This is a genomic window from Bacillus cereus group sp. MYBK195-1 (assembly GCF_051916605.1).
In the GTDB taxonomy this organism is placed as follows: Bacteria; Bacillota; Bacilli; order Bacillales; family Bacillaceae_G; genus Bacillus_A; species Bacillus_A cereus.
The window spans coordinates 155,159-172,536 of the sequence record NZ_JBQAGZ010000010.1 but is presented as its reverse complement, the minus strand read 5'-3'; the positions used below and the strand labels follow the sequence as shown (position 1 = coordinate 172,536).

The window sequence follows — 17,378 nt, the reverse complement described above, 5'->3', positions numbered from 1 at the left end:
ATATCTATATAAATATTTCTCAACAAAATTCACGGTATTTTTACAATCTTTTAATATTTTTTATGTTTTCCGTCTTTATTTTTACAGAAAAATAAATTACATTATTAAAGCACATATATTTATTATTAGGGGGATTCTTCTATGAAGAATAAAAAATGGATTACATTTTCTTTAGCAACAGCGATTACACTAAGTATAGGGACTTCGTTCATACCGTCTACTTATGCCGAAAGCTCTGTAGACCCAGCTCCTGAAATTGCTGCAAAAGTTGTAAATCAAAACAATGGGAAGAAAGTATTATTCGATAATACACACGGTCAAACTGCTGGGACAGCTGACTGGGTTATTGACGGCGGCTTTTCTGACTTCGGAAACGGCATTGCAAAAAACGGATATCACGTAAAGGAACTTCGTAAATCAACACCTATTACGTACGAAGACTTAAAAGATTACAATGTATTTATCGTTCCAGAAGCTAATATTCCTTACAAAAAATCTGAGCAGGACGCTATGTTACAATATGTGAAAAATGGTGGTAGTATCTTCTTTATTGCTGATCATTACAATGCAGATCGTAATAAAAATCGCTGGGACTCTTCTGAAGTATTTAATGGATATAGACGCGGTGCTTGGGATAGTCCAGCAAAAGGAATGTCTAATGAAGAAGCAAATTCACAAGCTATGCAAGGAGTAGAAAGCTCTGATTGGCTCTCTGACAACTTCGGTATTCGCTTCCGCTACAATGCACTTGGTGATGTTTCAGCGAAAACAATTGTATCGCCTGAACAATCTTTCGGAATTACAAAAGGTGTTTCGTCTGTAGCAATGCATGCTGGTTCTACTCTGGCAATTACAAATCCAAAACTAGCAAAAGGACTTGTTTACCTTCCAGAAAATCCATCAAAATGGAATAACGCTGTTGATAGCGGCGTTTATAATGGCGGTGGTATTGCAGAAGGCCCATATGCTGCAATTGCAAAAGTAGGACTTGGAAAAGCTGCCTTTATTGGTGACTCTTCTCCTGTTGAAGATGCTACGCCAAAGTACGTTCGTGAAGATTCTGGCCAAACAAAGAAAACTTACGATGGTTATAAAGAAGAAAACGATGCTATCTTATTAGAAAACATCGTAAATTGGTTATCAAATAAAGAGACATTTACAAGTTTAGATCAAGTAAATGGTTTACAACTTGATTCACCTACAGCTCTACAAACATTTGAACAGCCAAGCTTATCAACAGAACCACAACCTGAACCTTGGAGTGCACCAAATGCAGGTTATCAATGGTTTAATACAAATACTTTTAAACCAGGTTCATACGGTTATAACGGTGCGGTAACAACAAGCGACTACGTCGTTACACACCCTAGCATTCTACCAAACAATGAAATTTTCCAAATGAAGATTCAAGTAAATAACTTACTACCTAATACAACGTATAACAACTATTCTTTAGGTATCTTCACTACTGGTGGAACACAAGTGGCTAAATTACAAAATGCAAACGGCACTTGGCCATCTACTTTCGGATATAGTAGTGCATTTTCTTTCACAACAAACAGCTTAGGCTCTGCTGAGAAAGTTGTAAATGTACAGATTGATTCAAATACAACTGGACAAGCAACGCTTCGTCTACGCCAAAATACAACAACGAAATATAATGAAACTGTAACGATTAATAAGAAATAATAAAAAGGCAATCCATACATGGATTGCCTTCTTCTCACTTCTCTTCCTTCGAGAAAAACATTCTTGAAATAACGATACCTATACTACCGACGATTAGGAATAACACTGCCCTAATCATCATTGATACCTCTGGTAAGTCAAGTAAGAATAACTTCCCTACCGTTACGACTAAAACGACTAAACCAGCATATAATATTTCATTCATATTTCTATTTCTTCCAAACCAAACCGCAAATAATGCATATACCATCCATAATAACGATACTGATACACTAATTACGCTTCCATCTGTAGATAAAACTTCACCAATTCTCGTAATTGTAATAAATACAATTATCATAAACCAATAGAGCACTATAGAATACATATATTTACCGAAGCTCGCTAATACTTCTTTCGCTTCTCTCATGCAATAATAGAACGTTCCTATTAAAATAAGATGAGCAACAAAGCCTGCCGAAATAAATTGATCAAACGGGCTAAAAATAGTCTGTATCATTCCAATTGCGTAAACCGTCGCACTAACATACAACTTTATCTGTTGTTTTACTTTAATAGAAGTGACCATGCCGAGGAAACCTTGTAACAATAGTACAATCGCTGCATTCACTAAACTATACTCATATAAAATTGCTAAACTAAATGCTCCCATTGCGAAACCAAATAAGAGATTTGTAAATGTAGAATGTCTATTTTTCCTATATTCAAATACGAACATAACGGCATGCACGAGTGCACTAATAATTAATCCCCATGTTGTAAAATCAGGTATTTTTGAAATAGCTAGTATAAAGAACACTGCATTCGCACTAAATATTGCCAAACGTTGTTCTAGTATAAAACTTCTCTCCGTAAACATATGCCAAAATAATAGTAAATGAATCAAACCATATACAATCGTTAACTGTATTTGCAAGTTCTCTACTAACATTGACATAACAGCAAAGAAAACGAAAAGGACAATGGCAGCAACAGCGTAAGAAATCATATATAAGTATTTATAACGATTTTTCAACGCATACCATAATAAACTAAGTGTTAATACTGTCTCATATCCAAAGAAAATATAAGGATTAGGAGTCGTACTATTTAACAAGAATGGTACGAAGAACGCTCCGACCGCTACGAAAATAGTGAGATATTCCGATTGATATCTTTTCGCTAAATAAATACCTAAAATAACCCATGCAATATTACAGAGAAACGCGACACTTGCCGGAATAAATCCATATAAATAATGTGCTGCAAACGTTGTTAGAACAATCCCGGTAATACTTCCTCCAGCTAATACTAACCCTAACGCCTGCCGCTCTCTTTTAATTTGAATATCTCCTATATAATACAATCCGATAGATAATACGATACCAAACACAATTCGTATCGCTGGTGTTAATAAGCCAGCATCTACCCCTGCTTTAAATAACCAGATCACTCCAAGCAACATAATACCGACAAATACACGCGGTAACCATGTTTGACAAAACTTAATAATATTAAATGGCTCTGGTTTAAAAGCAGATATATCTACTTGTTTTACCTGACGTTCTTGCAAAGGCTCTTTTATCTTAACTATTTCTTCTTTTGGCTTTTCCTCCATTACTGTTTCAATATATTCTTTCTTGTTCTTACTAACATGTTGCTGAGCGTTTTCTACTTCTATTTCCCTTTGCTTCACTTTTAATTCAGCAAGTGCTTCTTGAATTGTTTCAATTGCCGTTTCGAGTGCTTCTATTTTCTTATCCAAATCCTTATTCATACGCTCCCCCCTCATTTGTAACTCTCATTAAACCTATATATTACCAATTATCTTTATCATACTCCTAGTCTATTCATTTTCAATAGTATTTTTTCCAAAAAAAGAAAGGCGTCTTCCAAAATCGGAAAACACCTTTTTACTCAGTTATTCTTATTTAAAACAATGCTAACGATGAAACCAAGACACATGCCTACAATAGCTGGAACAATCCACCCAACACCTTCTGTATAAAACGGAATGTATTTTAATGCTGACGTCCACTGATTCATCATTACATTTTTATTTAAAATATCAATTGCACTAAATATCGCTACAACCAAAACAGTTACTGCATATGCGTATGCATACTTTCCAATATACTGATGGAATAACCCTAGAATAATAAGCGTTAACGCAATTGGATAAATAAATCCAAGAATTGGTACTGATACTTTTAAAATTTGCGTTAACCCTAAATTAGCTAAGATCATACTAACAACGCTTACTATAAATGCCCACAATTTATAAGATACTTTCGGAAATGCACTCGCAAAAAATTGACTACAAGACGTAACAAGTCCAATTGAAACACATAAACATGCGATAGTAAAAATAAGACCTAATAAAACGACTCCGCCCTCCCCAAATAATGTAGTCATAACTTGCGCTAACACTTTCGCACCGTTATCGAATGTTCCTAATGAGCCACTAATTGCCCCCACATATCCAAGGATGACATAAATAATCGATAATAATAATCCTGCCCCAATGCCAGCAATACTCATATATTTCGCTAAACCTTTATCATCTTCAATACCCTTTGCACGTAATGCATTTGCAATAACAATTCCAAAGATTAAAGCAGCTAACGCATCCATTGTTAAATATCCATCTAAAAACCCTTGAAACATAGGAGCTTGTCCATAATTCCCCGCAGCCTCTTTCACGCCACCTACTGATGTAAACATACTTTTTATAAAAATAATGGCAATCATACATAATAATAATGGTGTTAAAACTTTCCCAAACAAACCCATTAACTTAGATGGTGATAAACTTAACCAATAAACAATACTAAAGAAAATAACTGTATAAAACAATAATACTCCGCTTCCTGCTTCAGGGAATAACTGACCTGGCCCCATTTCAAAAGCTAAACTTCCCGCACGTGGTATACCAAGCCCAGGTCCAATAAATACATACACGATACATGGAAAAATAATTGCAAATGAAGAATGAACCCTACCCGCTAACGTTTGAAAACTTCCTGCTTTTGCAATAGAGATAACACCTAATATAGGAAGACCTGTTGCTGATATAATAAACCCTACTAATGAAATCCAAACATGTTCTCCTGCTTCATACCCAAGGAAAGGTGGAAATATAAGATTCCCTGCTCCAAAGAACATAGAGAATAACATAAGGCTAATAAGTAAAATTTCTTTTTTCTGTAACAATTTCATTTCTTTCTCCTTCTTTAATTTCATCTTTTATGAAATCAATTTCACATATAAAAAGTACAATAACCCGCTTCCTTACAAAGAAAACATAGTCCATAGTCTATCACAAAAGAAACACCCATTCTATAGCTATTCCTCTTTTCCAATTTCTTCTGAAAAATCAACCTTTATTGACTTATAATAGTTAATAAGGTAAAATATTAAATGTACAAAATTATTAACTTTGTTTTTGTTTGTGTCAGGAGGAAAATAACATGGAATCAGCGATACAACTAGAAAGAGAACAACAAAGAAAAAAGAAACATCCTCCAGGTTTATACTTACTCTTCTTTACAGAAATGTGGGAAAGATTTAGTTACTATGGATTACGAGGATTATTAACATTATATTTAACGACAGCTTTAGTAAGCGGTGGTCTTGGGTTTAGTCCCGCATGGGCACTCTCTATTTACGGATTTTATACTGGAGCCTGTTATTTCACACCAATGATTGGTGGCTACTTAACAGACCGTTTTCTAGGTAGACGAAAAGCAATCACAATTGGTGGTATAACAATGGCAATCGGTAACCTTACACTATTTGCCTTGCAAAACCAATTAGGCCTATACCTCGGATTAGCGCTTATTATTATAGGTAACGGATTCTTCAAACCGAACATCTCTACACTGGTTGGAGAATTATACGAAGAGAACGATCCAAAACGTGATAGTGCATTTACCATTTTCTATATGGGTATTAACGTCGGGTCATTTTTAGCTCCACTCGTTTGCGGATTTTTATCAGAAAATTTATTCAAAACAACAGTTGATGGCGTTGTACATTACGGATTCCGTTACGGTTTCTTAGCCGCTTCAATCGGAATGATCATTGGACAAATTTTATTTACAACACTATCAAATCGCTTCCTTGGTAATATCGGTAAAAAACCAACTCGTGATTTACAAACAGCTGCTGGACAACCATCAGTAGGAGATACACCGTTAACAAAAAAAGAAAAACAACGTACCGCAGTTATCGTCATTTTAACATGCTTCGTTGTCTTCTTCTGGGCTGGCTTTGAACAAGCTGGTAGCTCATTAACATTATATACAAACAAATTTGTAGACCGCTCTGTGTTCGGATGGGAAGTTCCAACATCTTGGTTCCAATCGGTCAATCCATTATTTATTATTTTACTTGCTCCAGTCATTTCTGCATTATGGGCAAAACTTGCAACTCGCAAGCAGGGTGATTTAAAAATCCCAACTAAAATGGGACTTGGTATGATCTTACTCGGTATCGGTTATATCATTCTCGTTATCGCTACATTAAAAACAGGTAGTGATGAACATAACATTACAGAAAAAGCAAACTTACTGTTTATCGTCTTTACGTATCTTTTCCATACGTTAGGTGAGCTATTCTTATCACCTGTCGGACTATCAATGGTTAGTGCGCTTGCTCCGGTAAAATTAGCATCTTTATTAATGGGTGTATGGCTAGCAAGTTCAGGTATCGCCAACATTTTAGGCGGACAACTCGCAAGCTTCACAACTTCACTTGGATACGCTGAAGTATTCACAGTTATTGGCGCTGTGGCAATTGTATTAGGCTGTGTTTTATTATTAATTTCTAAGAAATTAGTGAAATGGATGGATTAAAAAAGATGAGGAATTTCTCCTCATCTTTTTTATGCTGTTTTACCTTTTTCTATTGCTTGTTCGTACAGCTCTTTATGTTCTTTATATTCACTTGGTACGAAACTCTTATAGAAGAATGAGAACCAGCTGTCTCCTTTTTTATACCCTTCTTCTCGAATTTCCGCTGCTTTTTTATTCGATTTAAATCCTTCAGTAAACCACTTCTTTAACAATTCATTTCGTTCATACTTAGCAGGAACTTTTAAATCATAGTTTTCAAATGCATACTTATAGCCAGCCTTTTCTACTGCCTTTTTTGTAGACTTATAGCCTTTTTCATACGCTGTTTCATATGCCTTCACGTATACTTCTTTCTCTCTATTTTCAGGATTCTTTTCAGCTAGTTCTTTCCCTGTCTTTTCCCCTAATTCAGCTTGCTCTTTTTCAATTTTTTCTGTTCTTTCTTTATTCCCTACTTTGAACCCGTCTGCAAAGTTTACCTTAAACTCTGGAGCAACTTGACTATCGTCCATCGTCTCTTGTGCTAAACCTTGTTCTTTTCCTTTTTCAAAATGCGTTTTCTTCTGCTCTTCTAAAGACCATGCGGCTGCATAAGTCGCTTTAAACGCTTGTTTATATGCATCAGATTTTCCAGCTACATGCACTTCTGCATCATTTTTTCCTGCTTTAAAATCAGTTTCTCCATTCTTTTGACCTTCAAGTTGACCTTTTTCCATATCAGCTTGGCGCTGCGCTTCCTCTTGCTTACGTGCCTCTTCAGCTTTTCTTTGTTCCTCGGCTACACGTTGTCTCTCTTCTTCAGCTTTACGCTGTGCTTCTGCAGCACGTTGTTTTTCAGCCTCAGTATTGCGCTGTGCTTCTGCTTGTCTCTCAGCTTCTACAGCACTATTATTATTCTGACTAGGAGCTGGGCTCGTTGCGCCACTACTAGAAGCTGGTTTATTGTGATAATGATATTCCCCGTACTGTAATCCCCACTTCTCACAATTTGTACGACATGTATGTCCGCCATTAGCATCTGTACGCCCTGGATGCGCATAAGCTGAAATTGGAGCTACCAATAACGCTATACTCGTTGTTAAAAGAAGTTTCTTCACCTGTTGTCTCACTCTTGTTCCTCCCAAAATATAGAATTCTAACTTTATTATACATAAATAGAAGAATACTTAAATACGAACCGAAATATTCTATTATTTCTCAACATTAGTAAAAAAGAAGGTGAACTCTTTAAAGAGTTCACCTTCTTTTTTACTTCTTCGCCTTCGTTCCTACTAAATCACCAGCAACAACATAACGCTTAGAATTATCCTTTACAGATACACATGTAATAAGCGTTATCTCATCTTTCCCATGATCCTCTACAACTTCCCACTTATCAGGAGTCACTTCAGATACACCAGTAACCGCATACTCATATTCATTTTCATTGTCATACAAATAAATTTTATCGCCTTTTTTCAAAGAAGCTATATCACTAAATAAAACACCTTTTTTAGACATATTATGTCCTGCTAATGCGTAATTTCCTTTTCCCATAACTTGATTCTCTTTTACTGTCGCTGCACCTGATAATAAGTTTTTTTCAGTAGAAGCTTTTAAAACAGGCAGTTCTACTGAAACACTTGGAATCGAAATACGACCAATTACTTGTTTCTTATCTAATGATGCATTCGCTACTTCCGCCAAGTCTGGTTGATTAATTTTGGAAGCATCTACAAATTCCGTCTCATGCTTTTCATAATCCATCTTTTGAACAGCCTGCACATTTTCAGTCTGTTTCTTTTCAGCCTGATATCCATCATAAAATGGCTTTCCAATTAACACGCCACCTACAACAAATAGCAGAATTGCTACTATACTATAAATTCTTTGCTTATTCATACACAGTTCCTTTCCCTTACAAAATCTTACTCTATATAAAATGATAAAATAATATCGTCATATGTACAAGTATTAGCTGAAAAGAAACCTTCTTGCCGGTGCAAGAAGGTTTCTTTTTAAGCTAATTTATTTCTGTATAGTGATACGTGAAATACTGTCATTTGAATAAAGAAAATAGAAAATAGAATATATAATGGGTATCCAGGAAGATATTCATTAATAATAGGCGAAAAAGTTAAAAATCCAACTGCACAAGGTAACACAAACCATAACGATACAAATGTTGTTCTACAAGCTTTATCCGTAATCGCTTTTTCACGTTCATCTTCTAGTGGAAATAATAATGGATACATCCAAAAAGATAAATTCTTATATTTTTTCTTTTGAATTCGATAAAAAATTGTAACTATAATTGCTCCAATAAATAATAAAATGAATGGTACTCCATTAAACCATACTTCAAACGGGAATTTCTCGTTTTTAATCATATCTGCTAACTCTGTAATAACACTATAAAATTCAACAAATGTCCAACATGCTAGTGCAGTATAGAGTACATTTATAATATAAGAAAAAACAATTCTATTCATCCTCTTCTCCCTCCTTATTTAAAACAAACACATCTTCCATCTTTAACTGGAACACATCACAAATCGTAAGTGCTAATAACAACGAAGGAACGTAATCCCCTTTTTCAATTGCTGCAATTGTTTGTCTCGTTACTCCAACCTTTTCTGCTAATACGCTTTGCGTAAAGTTAAAACGAGCTCTTAATTCTTTTACTCTGTTTAAAATGGTCAAATTTACCACCTCTCACCATTATTGTATGCTATCCTTAACAAAATGTAAACTCAACTTAACATTATTATTATAAAAAAATCCAACTCTACGTATTGTAAAGTTGGATTACATATTAATTTAAAATTTTAACTTTAACTGTTCTTCTACCCCAGTCATTAGCTTGAGCTGAATTTGGCATTAATAAATCAATGATATGCCCTTTTATTGCACTACCAGTATCTCCAGCAATTGCTGTTCCATATCCTTCTACATATACAGTAGAACCTAATGGGATAACAGATGGATCTACAGCAATTAATTTCATGTTTGGATTTGCAGTTAAATTATGTCCTAACTTAGATTTTACAGTTTCACCCGGTTTATAGCCATTTTCAGATGGGTCAGCTGTATAAGCGGTTGCTGTTACGTAAAATTCTTTTCCACCTTGAGTTGGTTTCGTATCAGGCTTAGGCTGTGTTTCTGTATTTTTTGCTACAGGTTCAGCTGGTTTACTAGCTTTTTCCTGCTTTTGCTTTTCAGCAATTTCTGCTTGTGCTTTCGCTAAAGCTTCTTGCTCTGCTTTTGCAGCCGCTTCTGCTTTTGCACGCTCTTCCGCTGCGATTCTTGCTGCTTCTTGCTCACGAGCAATCGTTTCTTGTACTGTCTTCATATTTGATTCAATTTTAGCTTTTTCTTCCGCTGCTAAATTAAGTTCACTTGCAACTTCATTATATTTAGCTTGAACTGTTTGTAAGTTATCTTGACGCTTCTTCAAGTTATCTTGCAGTTCAGCTTGCGCTTTTGCTAATTTTTGTTTGTCTACTACTAAAGATGCTTCTTTTTCGTCAATTGTTTTCTTATCTTCTTCAATTTGACGAAGATCTTGTTCTTGTAGACGTAAAATTTCTTTATCAGCTTCTAGAATAGTAGAAACTGCGTTCATACGTTGTAAGAAGTCTGCAAAGTTTTTTGACTCTACTACAACTTCTACTACTAAACTTGTATTTGAACTGTTTTGAACAGAAACCATACGTTTTCTCATAATATCTTTACGAGCAAGGACTTTATCCTCCAAAACGACAATTTCTTGCTTTTTTTGCTCAATCTGCTTATGTGTTTCATCGATTTTACGTTGAATAGCAGCTTGATCCTCTTTATTTTTTGCAATTGTATTATTTAAATTATGTAGTTCGTTTTCGATACCTTTAATTTCTTTACTAACAGCTTGCTTCTCTTGCTCTTTCTTTTGCATTTCTGCATCGTTTTGTTGCAATTGCTGTTGCATGTTGTTAAGTTTCTCGTCGTTTGACTCTGCTTTAACAGCGACTGTACTAGAAAGACCGATAATTCCTGCTAATACTAGACAGCTGATTCGCTTAAAATAGTTCATAATCCGACTCCCTTCTTATACAGTTATACATGATTTATTTTACAGTTTGTTTACAAAACGATTAAATACAGTTTATTTTTCGTGACAAAAAAAAGAGAATTATGAATAAAATGTAATAGATTCTTAAATATTTAACAATTCCTATATTTAAAAAATACAAAAGATGCTAAAATCCAAATATAGAGAAAATATAACTTTCGAAGGCGGTTGAAATAAATACATGTTTACTCAAAAAAAATCACTCCAACATACAATTGCTCAATTAGAAGAGCATATACAAGAATTAGAAGCAGAATTAAAACAAAAAGATATCGAAAAGCAAGAGACTATTTCTACTATCCACGATCGTGTACAAAGCGTTATCCAAGAGCATCAACTTGTAAATAACCAACATAATACACTTCAAACTTTAGTTCAACAATTAAGTTCATGTTTCGAAAATGTTTCAACACGTACGACACATTCCAATGAGTTAAATAATGAAATGTTACAAAAGGAACAAAGCTTAATTCAGTCTATTGCAGAAATTATTGACTGCTCTAATGAAGGAAAAGAATCCGTTCACCGCTTACTTATTGTAATTAATAAATTAGGTGAACAATCTCAACGCACGTCTAATAGTATGAATCATTTAAGCGAACGCTCAAAGGAAATCGAGCAAATTGTAGAAGTCATTCAAAACATTGCAGCACAAACAAATTTACTTGCTTTAAATGCGAGTATTGAAGCAGCGCGTGCTGGAGAGCACGGTAAAGGATTCGCTGTCGTTGCCAATGAAGTAAGAAAACTAGCGGAAAGTACAGCAGAAAGTACAAAAAACATCGGCAACTTAACGAAAAAAATTCAAGAAGAAATTGAAAAAGCATATGATAACACAAAAGATAATTTACATTTAGTCGATGAAGGTGTAGAAATGAGCGCCGATACAAATGCTAGAATTGAAAATATTTTAGTTATGATTCAAACGTTACAAAATGGTGCTACAAATGTTATTAAGGCTATCGAAAACCAAAAGTCTTGTAATGATGACATATTACGAGAATTTGCTAACACACAACAAATGTTCCAAAAATTAAATACTACTATTATGAATCATATTCATGATGCTGAAAAAGTCGATGTTCAATTGTCTAAAAGTCTTCAAGGAACAGTGACTTCTTAATTAAAATTAAGAATCCCTTATACTGCTATAAGGGATTTTTATTTTATTTTGAATATTTATTTCTTTTCAATATTCATCCATATCTTTGTTATAATGGAAAAGTTGTTTCTTTCAACTAATAAACAAGGAGGTTATTATGGAACAATTTTACTACGTTTTAAAATATTTAATTCTCGGTCTGTTCCAAGGACTAACAGAACCAATTCCGATTTCTTCAAGTGGTCATCTCGTTTTAGCACAACATTTGCTAGGACTAAAAATAGAAGGGTTTAGCTTCGAACTACTTGTTAATTCAGCTTCATTATTAGCTGTATTACTTATTTATAGAAATGATTTAATTCGTCTAACGAAGAATGGTCTCTCTTATATATTTACAAGAGCAGAAGACGCAAAATCAGATTTCTTCTTTATTATTTATCTTGTTATTGCAACCATTCCAGCAGGTGTTATTGGTGTTTTATTTAAAGATTACATCGATCAGTACTTAAAAGGTGTGAAGATGGTTGGGATTTCCCTTCTTATTACTGCTGTCGGCCTTTGGATTATTAGAAATTTACGCGGTCGTAAAAATGATGGCGACCTTTCTATGAAAGATGCAATCATCGTCGGATTAGCACAAGCTTGTGCACTGATTCCCGGAATAAGCCGATCTGGTGCCACAATCGTAGCAGCAATGTTACTTGGTATGAAGCAAGAAACAGCTCTTCGCTTCTCATTCTTACTATACATTCCTGTTAGCTTAGGTGGCTTATTGTTAAGCATTACAGACATTGCAAATGACCCAAATCTAGACACATTATTCGTACCATATGTCGTTGCATTCATCGCAACATTTATCATGACGTATATTTCACTAAAATGGTTTATGAACATTATGGCAAAAGGAAATTTAAAATATTTCTCTTTCTATTGTATTATCGTAGGTGTACTTACTCTTATTTTCTTATAAAGTAAAACTTACAAATTAAAAGCGAGTCATCTAGTGTAATAGAATGACTCGCTTTTTTATACCTTTATTAAGTTAAAACCTATTATTCACTTATAATTTTCAGAATGTTATAATATTTATCGAGTTCACTATTACAGTAATTCTATCTTTCCTACTATTATCGTAAAAGAGGTGTTTATATGTTTATAGTTACTAAACTCATTCACATTAAGTACGAATATGAAAATGAGCTACTTTATGGGCTTAAACAAAATTATCCTTCCCCTGGAACGAACGGTTGTATTAACATAGAGTTTTCACATGTTCATCGTACAAATGATAAAGCAGAATATATGATTCGTATGTTATGGAAAACACAACAAGATTACCATAAATGGCTTTCTCAAAGAGAAGGCAATGAAACTTTGAAGCACAAAATACAAGGCTATATCCTTTCTTCCAAATCAAATGCTACCTATGTGCATTAACCCTTCTCTTTTTATTCCTTACGAGGGGCAGTGAAACTTTAATCAGCTCTCATCAATCGCGCTATTCACAAATAACGAGATAAGGACCCTCTTACTTTTCATACTGTAAGAGGGCTTCTCTTATGCATACACTTTCTTCTCTTGACAATACAAACGAATAACATGTTTATTTTGTTGAAATACATCATGCGTCAGCCGAATAATAATAAAGTTTCGTTTTGTTTGATCATCATGAACAAAAATCTGTTCTCCCTCCTGAAAACGCCATGCACTTTCAAAAGTCGTAATATGATCCCCACTTACAGAAAAAAGTTCATATCGCATCTCTTGTACCCTCTCTCAACTTATGAAATCACAATATCCTTATATTAATTTATTATAACTTAATTCCTATCAAATTATTAATTTTTTCTATTTCGAAAGTTTTTAACTTTGTATTTAAATATTTTTAGCGCTATAATGATAAACGAATTTTTATTGAAAGGAGTTTTACTTTGACTGCATATTTATTTCCAGTGAAAACAGCATTTATTTTATTTCCTTTTTTAGCAATGTTTCTTTTAATCCCTTTTTTAATATTTAATTATCGAAAATACGGTTATTTAAATAAATGGCGCTCATTTATTTTATACTCATTATTACTTTACTTATTAAATGCCTATTTTCTTGTTATTTTGCCGTTGCCACAAACGTTTGATACTTGTAGCCTACAACCGGCTAATACACAACACATGCAACTCGCACCATTTTATTTCATACAAGAGATTAGTAGTCATACATCGGCAGTTTTAAAGAAACCAGCTACTTATTTCTACTTATTAAAAGAGTCTGCGTTTTTACAAGTTGCCTTTAACGTTCTATTAACTGTTCCATTCGGTATTTACTTACGTTATTATTTCCGACGTAGTTTCTTACAAACAATTTGCATTTCCTTTTTCCTTTCACTATTTTTCGAGCTAACACAAGTGACTGGATTATACGGTATATACAATTGTGCATACCGATTATTTGATATCGATGATTTGTTTTTAAATACATTAGGTGGCGTAATTGGTTTTATCATTGCACCAATATTTACGTACTTCCTTCCGAAGACAAACGAGTTAGATAGTCATATTGATTTGGAAACGAAACCAGTCGGATTCATTCGTCGCCTTATCGCGATGCAAATTGATTGGATTTTCTTATCTATCGTCGTACCTGTCGTTAAAAACAAAGGAAATTCTTTCTTCGTTTCTAATATGCAATCTTACACCAATATGTATGAACTCATTTTCATTACGTGTTCAATCCTTATTTACTTTATTATTATTCCATACTTTACTAACGGAAAAACAATTGGGAAAGCATTGCTTCGCATTCACGTGAAAGGAAAATCAAATCGTATTACATTAAAAGAACTATTTATTCGCTACGGTATATTTTATTTTGCGTTAGGTGGAATCAATTATATTCTTTCTAGTAGCTCTATTTTAAATCACACAGAGCCTTTAGTATTACTCGTTACATTATTATTCCTATTCATTATTAACGGCCTATTTATTATTCATGTTTTACTACATGTATTTAGCCGTGATAAACTACTATTTTATGAACATATTAGTCATACAAGAAATGCAATTACACTAAAAAAAGCTGACAAATAATTATTTGTCAGCTTTTTCATATACATAATGTGAAACTTTAATTAGCCCTCACCTAACTTCTTTGCTTCCACTGAATTTTGAGGTAGGGGTCTTACTGCCTGACAAATAGCGGGATAAATAACTTCTCCGCATAAGGATTAAAAAACATTCCAAGTTCATCTAGAGATTTCCTCACCTGTAAAAACGAATGAAACTTTGGATATATATATTGTAATTGCTCATACGATAATGTATGCATTTTCCCCCAATGTGGACGCCCTTCATACTTCAGAAAAATCTTTTCCACTTCGCCAAAGTAAGCAGCATATTTCATACCTTTATACATATGAACAGCGATATATGCTGAATCTCTTCCATAGGCCGGACTAAGCCATATATCATCCCCTTTCACATAGCGGCATTCGATTGGGAAGTGCACCTTATACTTTTTCTTTTCAATAAGATTTGAGATTTCTTCTACAACCGTCCTCATATACTTTGAAGGAATGCTATACTCCATTTCATAAAATGGCACCGTACGTGATGTAGCAAATACTTCATAGCTCGGGCCAATTATTTTTGTGTTTGGTACAGCTTTAGCTGATAATCGACTCACGCCTTTACTTATAGAAGGAAACCATTTACATCCTTTAGATAGTAAAGAGAACATCCTATTTTCAAGTAACTCCACCTTTAGTTTATGCCATTTCAAATCACTGCCTTTATTCGTTGTTTCGTTCGTAAGTTTCACTTGTACTTCATCAGAATAAGGAAAAACGAAAAATTCAAAATGACGATGCTTCTTATATTCTTCTAGTTTGTTCATTACAGTGGATAATGACTGTTTTTCACTTTCATAAACGAGTGAATACGCTGGAATAACCTTCAATTTTATCTTTACAATGATACCTAACATTCCAAGTGACAACTGAAACGCTCTCCAATATTCTACGTTCTCAGCTTCCGAACAAACTATACTCTCACCATTAGATAGAACTGCCGTAATCTCTATAACTTGTGTTGATAAACTCCCAAAGGTAATACCCGTTCCATGAGTCCCCGTACTAATCGCTCCTGCAATAGATTGCGAATCAATATCCCCTAAATTTTCTTGCGCATAACCTTTTTCCTCAAGTAACTTCCCTAAATCATATAACTTTGTTCCTGCCCATACTTCAGCAACCATCTTCTCTGCATCAATATTCACAATACCCTTCAATTCATCTAAAGAAACTAAAACTTCTTCCGTTTGCACAAGGGGGGTAAACGAGTGTCCTGAACCGACAACACGAATTTTCTTTCCCTTTTTTCGCGCAAGCCCCACAACTTCTACTACATCTTGTATACTTTCTGGATACATCGTATAATGCGGCGTTCCTTCTACATTCCCTGTCCAATTTCTCCACTTTTGTCCCTTTATAGAAAGCATTGGCCATCCCCCCGATATGTTGAATACTCCCCGACAATCTCTCCTTTTTTAACACGATACAAAAAAGGAAAGCGTTCACATAATTCACCAGCCTTACTATGACGAAACAAAATGGTCTCTCCTATATCCACTCGTTCCTCGCCGTTATAAAAAATTGGCGTTTGTACCTCGCCAGCACCTTCTAAAGCTAATAATTTTGCACCCTTCGGTCTCCAAACTTCAGGCTCTTTATCTTTTCCAACTGCTCCTGAAGCAATATATCCACCACCTAGGCAAGTGTAAATAAACGGGACTGGTTTACGCACAACTGGTAAGGCAAATCCGACCGCTGGATGAAATTTCACCTCTTTATAATAATCAAACAGCTTCGGAGAATAAAAAGCAGAACCTATTGTAATCTCTGAAACTGAATTATCTTTCTCGGTTGTTTTTATGCTTCCTGTTCCGCCTCCATTTACAAACCTTAGCTCAATACCAATGTTTTGTATTGCTTTTACAATATGTTCTCTTCTTTCTTTAACTTCTAGCACTGATTTCTGCTTTAAATACGAAATCACTTTACTTTTCAACCATTGATTCGGTATATAATCGCCCACCCCGGCAATTTGAGCTTCATATCCCATTACACCATCTAACATTAAATATGATGACCTTCTCACCTTTTCTACTACTTTCAACGCATCCTGCACATTTTTTACTGGGGACCTTTGTACACCAAAATGAAATTGAAAGAAGCGACTACTCATATCAATATCCAAACAAACACGAAAACATCCTTTAGATTGCTCAGCAATGTTTTCTAAATACACAATATGCTCTTCACAATCCACCATACAAGTTATAATGAAACCTTTCTTTGTTAACAAACTAATTTCATACAGAGCTCTTTCATCGTAAGCAGGATATCCAAGCAATAAATCATTAAATCCTTGTTCTATTAAAAATAAAATCTCTCTAGGTGAAAAGCACATAATACCTTGAAATCGATTATTTGTAGCTAGTATCTTTTGCATAATCGGAACAGAGCGTAACGATTTACTCGCTATACGAATCTTTTTATTTCCACTTAACTCTATAATCGATTGAATATTTCTATCTAAAGCCACTTCATCCAAAAATGCACACGGTAATGGAACTTCTTTAAAAATTCCTCGATCCACATTTTTCTCTC

Annotated in this window: 15 protein-coding genes and 1 pseudogene; 6 read left to right on the top strand and 10 right to left on the bottom strand. The window is 34.4% G+C overall.

The annotated features are described in order from the left end of the window. Positions 1 to 141 precede the first annotated feature (141 nt). Positions 142 to 1,689: a DNA-binding protein gene (locus tag ACTFRY_RS27110; RefSeq protein WP_044797162.1), complete on the top strand. Its 1,548-nt coding sequence runs from the start codon at positions 142 to 144 to the stop codon at positions 1,687 to 1,689. A 34-nt stretch (positions 1,690 to 1,723) separates the two neighbouring features. On the opposite strand, the gene ACTFRY_RS27105 is transcribed toward ACTFRY_RS27110, so the two are convergent. Next, positions 1,724 to 3,445, bottom strand: coding sequence for a DUF2339 domain-containing protein (locus ACTFRY_RS27105; RefSeq protein ID WP_098616436.1), 1,722 nt, complete (start codon positions 3,443 to 3,445; stop codon positions 1,724 to 1,726). A gap of 140 nt (positions 3,446 to 3,585) precedes the next feature. After that, positions 3,586 to 4,887: a branched-chain amino acid transport system II carrier protein BrnQ1 gene (brnQ1, locus tag ACTFRY_RS27100; RefSeq protein ID WP_098616437.1), complete on the bottom strand. Its 1,302-nt coding sequence runs from the start codon at positions 4,885 to 4,887 to the stop codon at positions 3,586 to 3,588. 251 nt (positions 4,888 to 5,138) lie between these two features. Here brnQ1 and ACTFRY_RS27095 point away from each other — a divergent pair, with 251 nt between their 5' ends. Then, the gene (locus ACTFRY_RS27095; protein WP_000443143.1) at positions 5,139 to 6,524 is read left to right on the top strand and encodes a peptide MFS transporter; all 1,386 of its coding nucleotides are present in this window, start codon (positions 5,139 to 5,141) and stop codon (positions 6,522 to 6,524) included. Between the two features lie 29 nt (positions 6,525 to 6,553). On the opposite strand, the gene ACTFRY_RS27090 is transcribed toward ACTFRY_RS27095, so the two are convergent. From ACTFRY_RS27090 to ACTFRY_RS27070, 5 genes are all read right to left on the bottom strand, one after another. Beyond that, positions 6,554 to 7,633, bottom strand: a complete 1,080-nt coding sequence (locus ACTFRY_RS27090) for a YHYH domain-containing protein (RefSeq protein WP_001249811.1) — start codon at positions 7,631 to 7,633, stop codon at positions 6,554 to 6,556. Positions 7,634 to 7,772: 139 nt separating this feature from the next. Then, on the bottom strand, positions 7,773 to 8,405 hold the full coding sequence (locus tag ACTFRY_RS27085; protein ID WP_001041724.1) for a class A sortase: 633 nt from the start codon (positions 8,403 to 8,405) through the stop codon (positions 7,773 to 7,775). Between the two features lie 116 nt (positions 8,406 to 8,521). After that, a complete protein-coding gene (locus ACTFRY_RS27080; RefSeq protein ID WP_098616438.1) occupies positions 8,522 to 8,995 on the bottom strand; it encodes a DUF2178 domain-containing protein in 474 nt (157 codons plus the stop codon). Beyond that, a complete protein-coding gene (locus ACTFRY_RS27075) occupies positions 8,988 to 9,206 on the bottom strand; it encodes a helix-turn-helix transcriptional regulator (protein ID WP_000154019.1) in 219 nt (72 codons plus the stop codon). Before ACTFRY_RS27075 ends, ACTFRY_RS27080 begins: the two co-directional genes overlap by 8 nt. A gap of 112 nt (positions 9,207 to 9,318) precedes the next feature. Then, positions 9,319 to 10,575, bottom strand: a complete 1,257-nt coding sequence (locus ACTFRY_RS27070; protein ID WP_098616439.1) for a 3D domain-containing protein — start codon at positions 10,573 to 10,575, stop codon at positions 9,319 to 9,321. A 631-nt stretch (positions 10,576 to 11,206) separates the two neighbouring features. On the opposite strand from ACTFRY_RS27070, the pseudogene ACTFRY_RS27065 reads away from it, so the two are divergent. From ACTFRY_RS27065 to ACTFRY_RS27055, 3 genes and pseudogenes are all read left to right on the top strand, one after another. Beyond that, positions 11,207 to 11,737: pseudogene (locus ACTFRY_RS27065) on the top strand (methyl-accepting chemotaxis protein); the annotation flags it as partial. Positions 11,738 to 11,873: 136 nt separating this feature from the next. After that, positions 11,874 to 12,686: an undecaprenyl-diphosphate phosphatase gene (locus ACTFRY_RS27060; RefSeq protein WP_000434794.1), complete on the top strand. Its 813-nt coding sequence runs from the start codon at positions 11,874 to 11,876 to the stop codon at positions 12,684 to 12,686. Positions 12,687 to 12,865: 179 nt separating this feature from the next. Next, on the top strand, positions 12,866 to 13,153 hold the full coding sequence (locus tag ACTFRY_RS27055) for an antibiotic biosynthesis monooxygenase (RefSeq protein WP_098616441.1): 288 nt from the start codon (positions 12,866 to 12,868) through the stop codon (positions 13,151 to 13,153). Positions 13,154 to 13,273: 120 nt separating this feature from the next. Here ACTFRY_RS27055 and ACTFRY_RS27050 read toward each other — a convergent pair whose 3' ends face one another. Next, the gene (locus ACTFRY_RS27050) at positions 13,274 to 13,477 is read right to left on the bottom strand and encodes a hypothetical protein (RefSeq protein ID WP_001268332.1); all 204 of its coding nucleotides are present in this window, start codon (positions 13,475 to 13,477) and stop codon (positions 13,274 to 13,276) included. A gap of 170 nt (positions 13,478 to 13,647) precedes the next feature. Here ACTFRY_RS27050 and ACTFRY_RS27045 point away from each other — a divergent pair, with 170 nt between their 5' ends. Continuing rightward, entirely contained in the window at positions 13,648 to 14,799 is a 1,152-nt protein-coding gene (locus ACTFRY_RS27045) for a VanZ family protein (protein WP_098616442.1), read from the top strand. Positions 14,800 to 14,890: 91 nt separating this feature from the next. Here ACTFRY_RS27045 and ACTFRY_RS27040 read toward each other — a convergent pair whose 3' ends face one another. Next, positions 14,891 to 16,207: a D-arabinono-1,4-lactone oxidase gene (locus ACTFRY_RS27040; RefSeq protein ID WP_098616443.1), complete on the bottom strand. Its 1,317-nt coding sequence runs from the start codon at positions 16,205 to 16,207 to the stop codon at positions 14,891 to 14,893. Then, positions 16,195 to 17,367, bottom strand: coding sequence for an amino acid deaminase/aldolase (locus tag ACTFRY_RS27035; protein WP_000373762.1), 1,173 nt, complete (start codon positions 17,365 to 17,367; stop codon positions 16,195 to 16,197). Before ACTFRY_RS27035 ends, ACTFRY_RS27040 begins: the two co-directional genes overlap by 13 nt. Positions 17,368 to 17,378 lie beyond the last annotated feature (11 nt).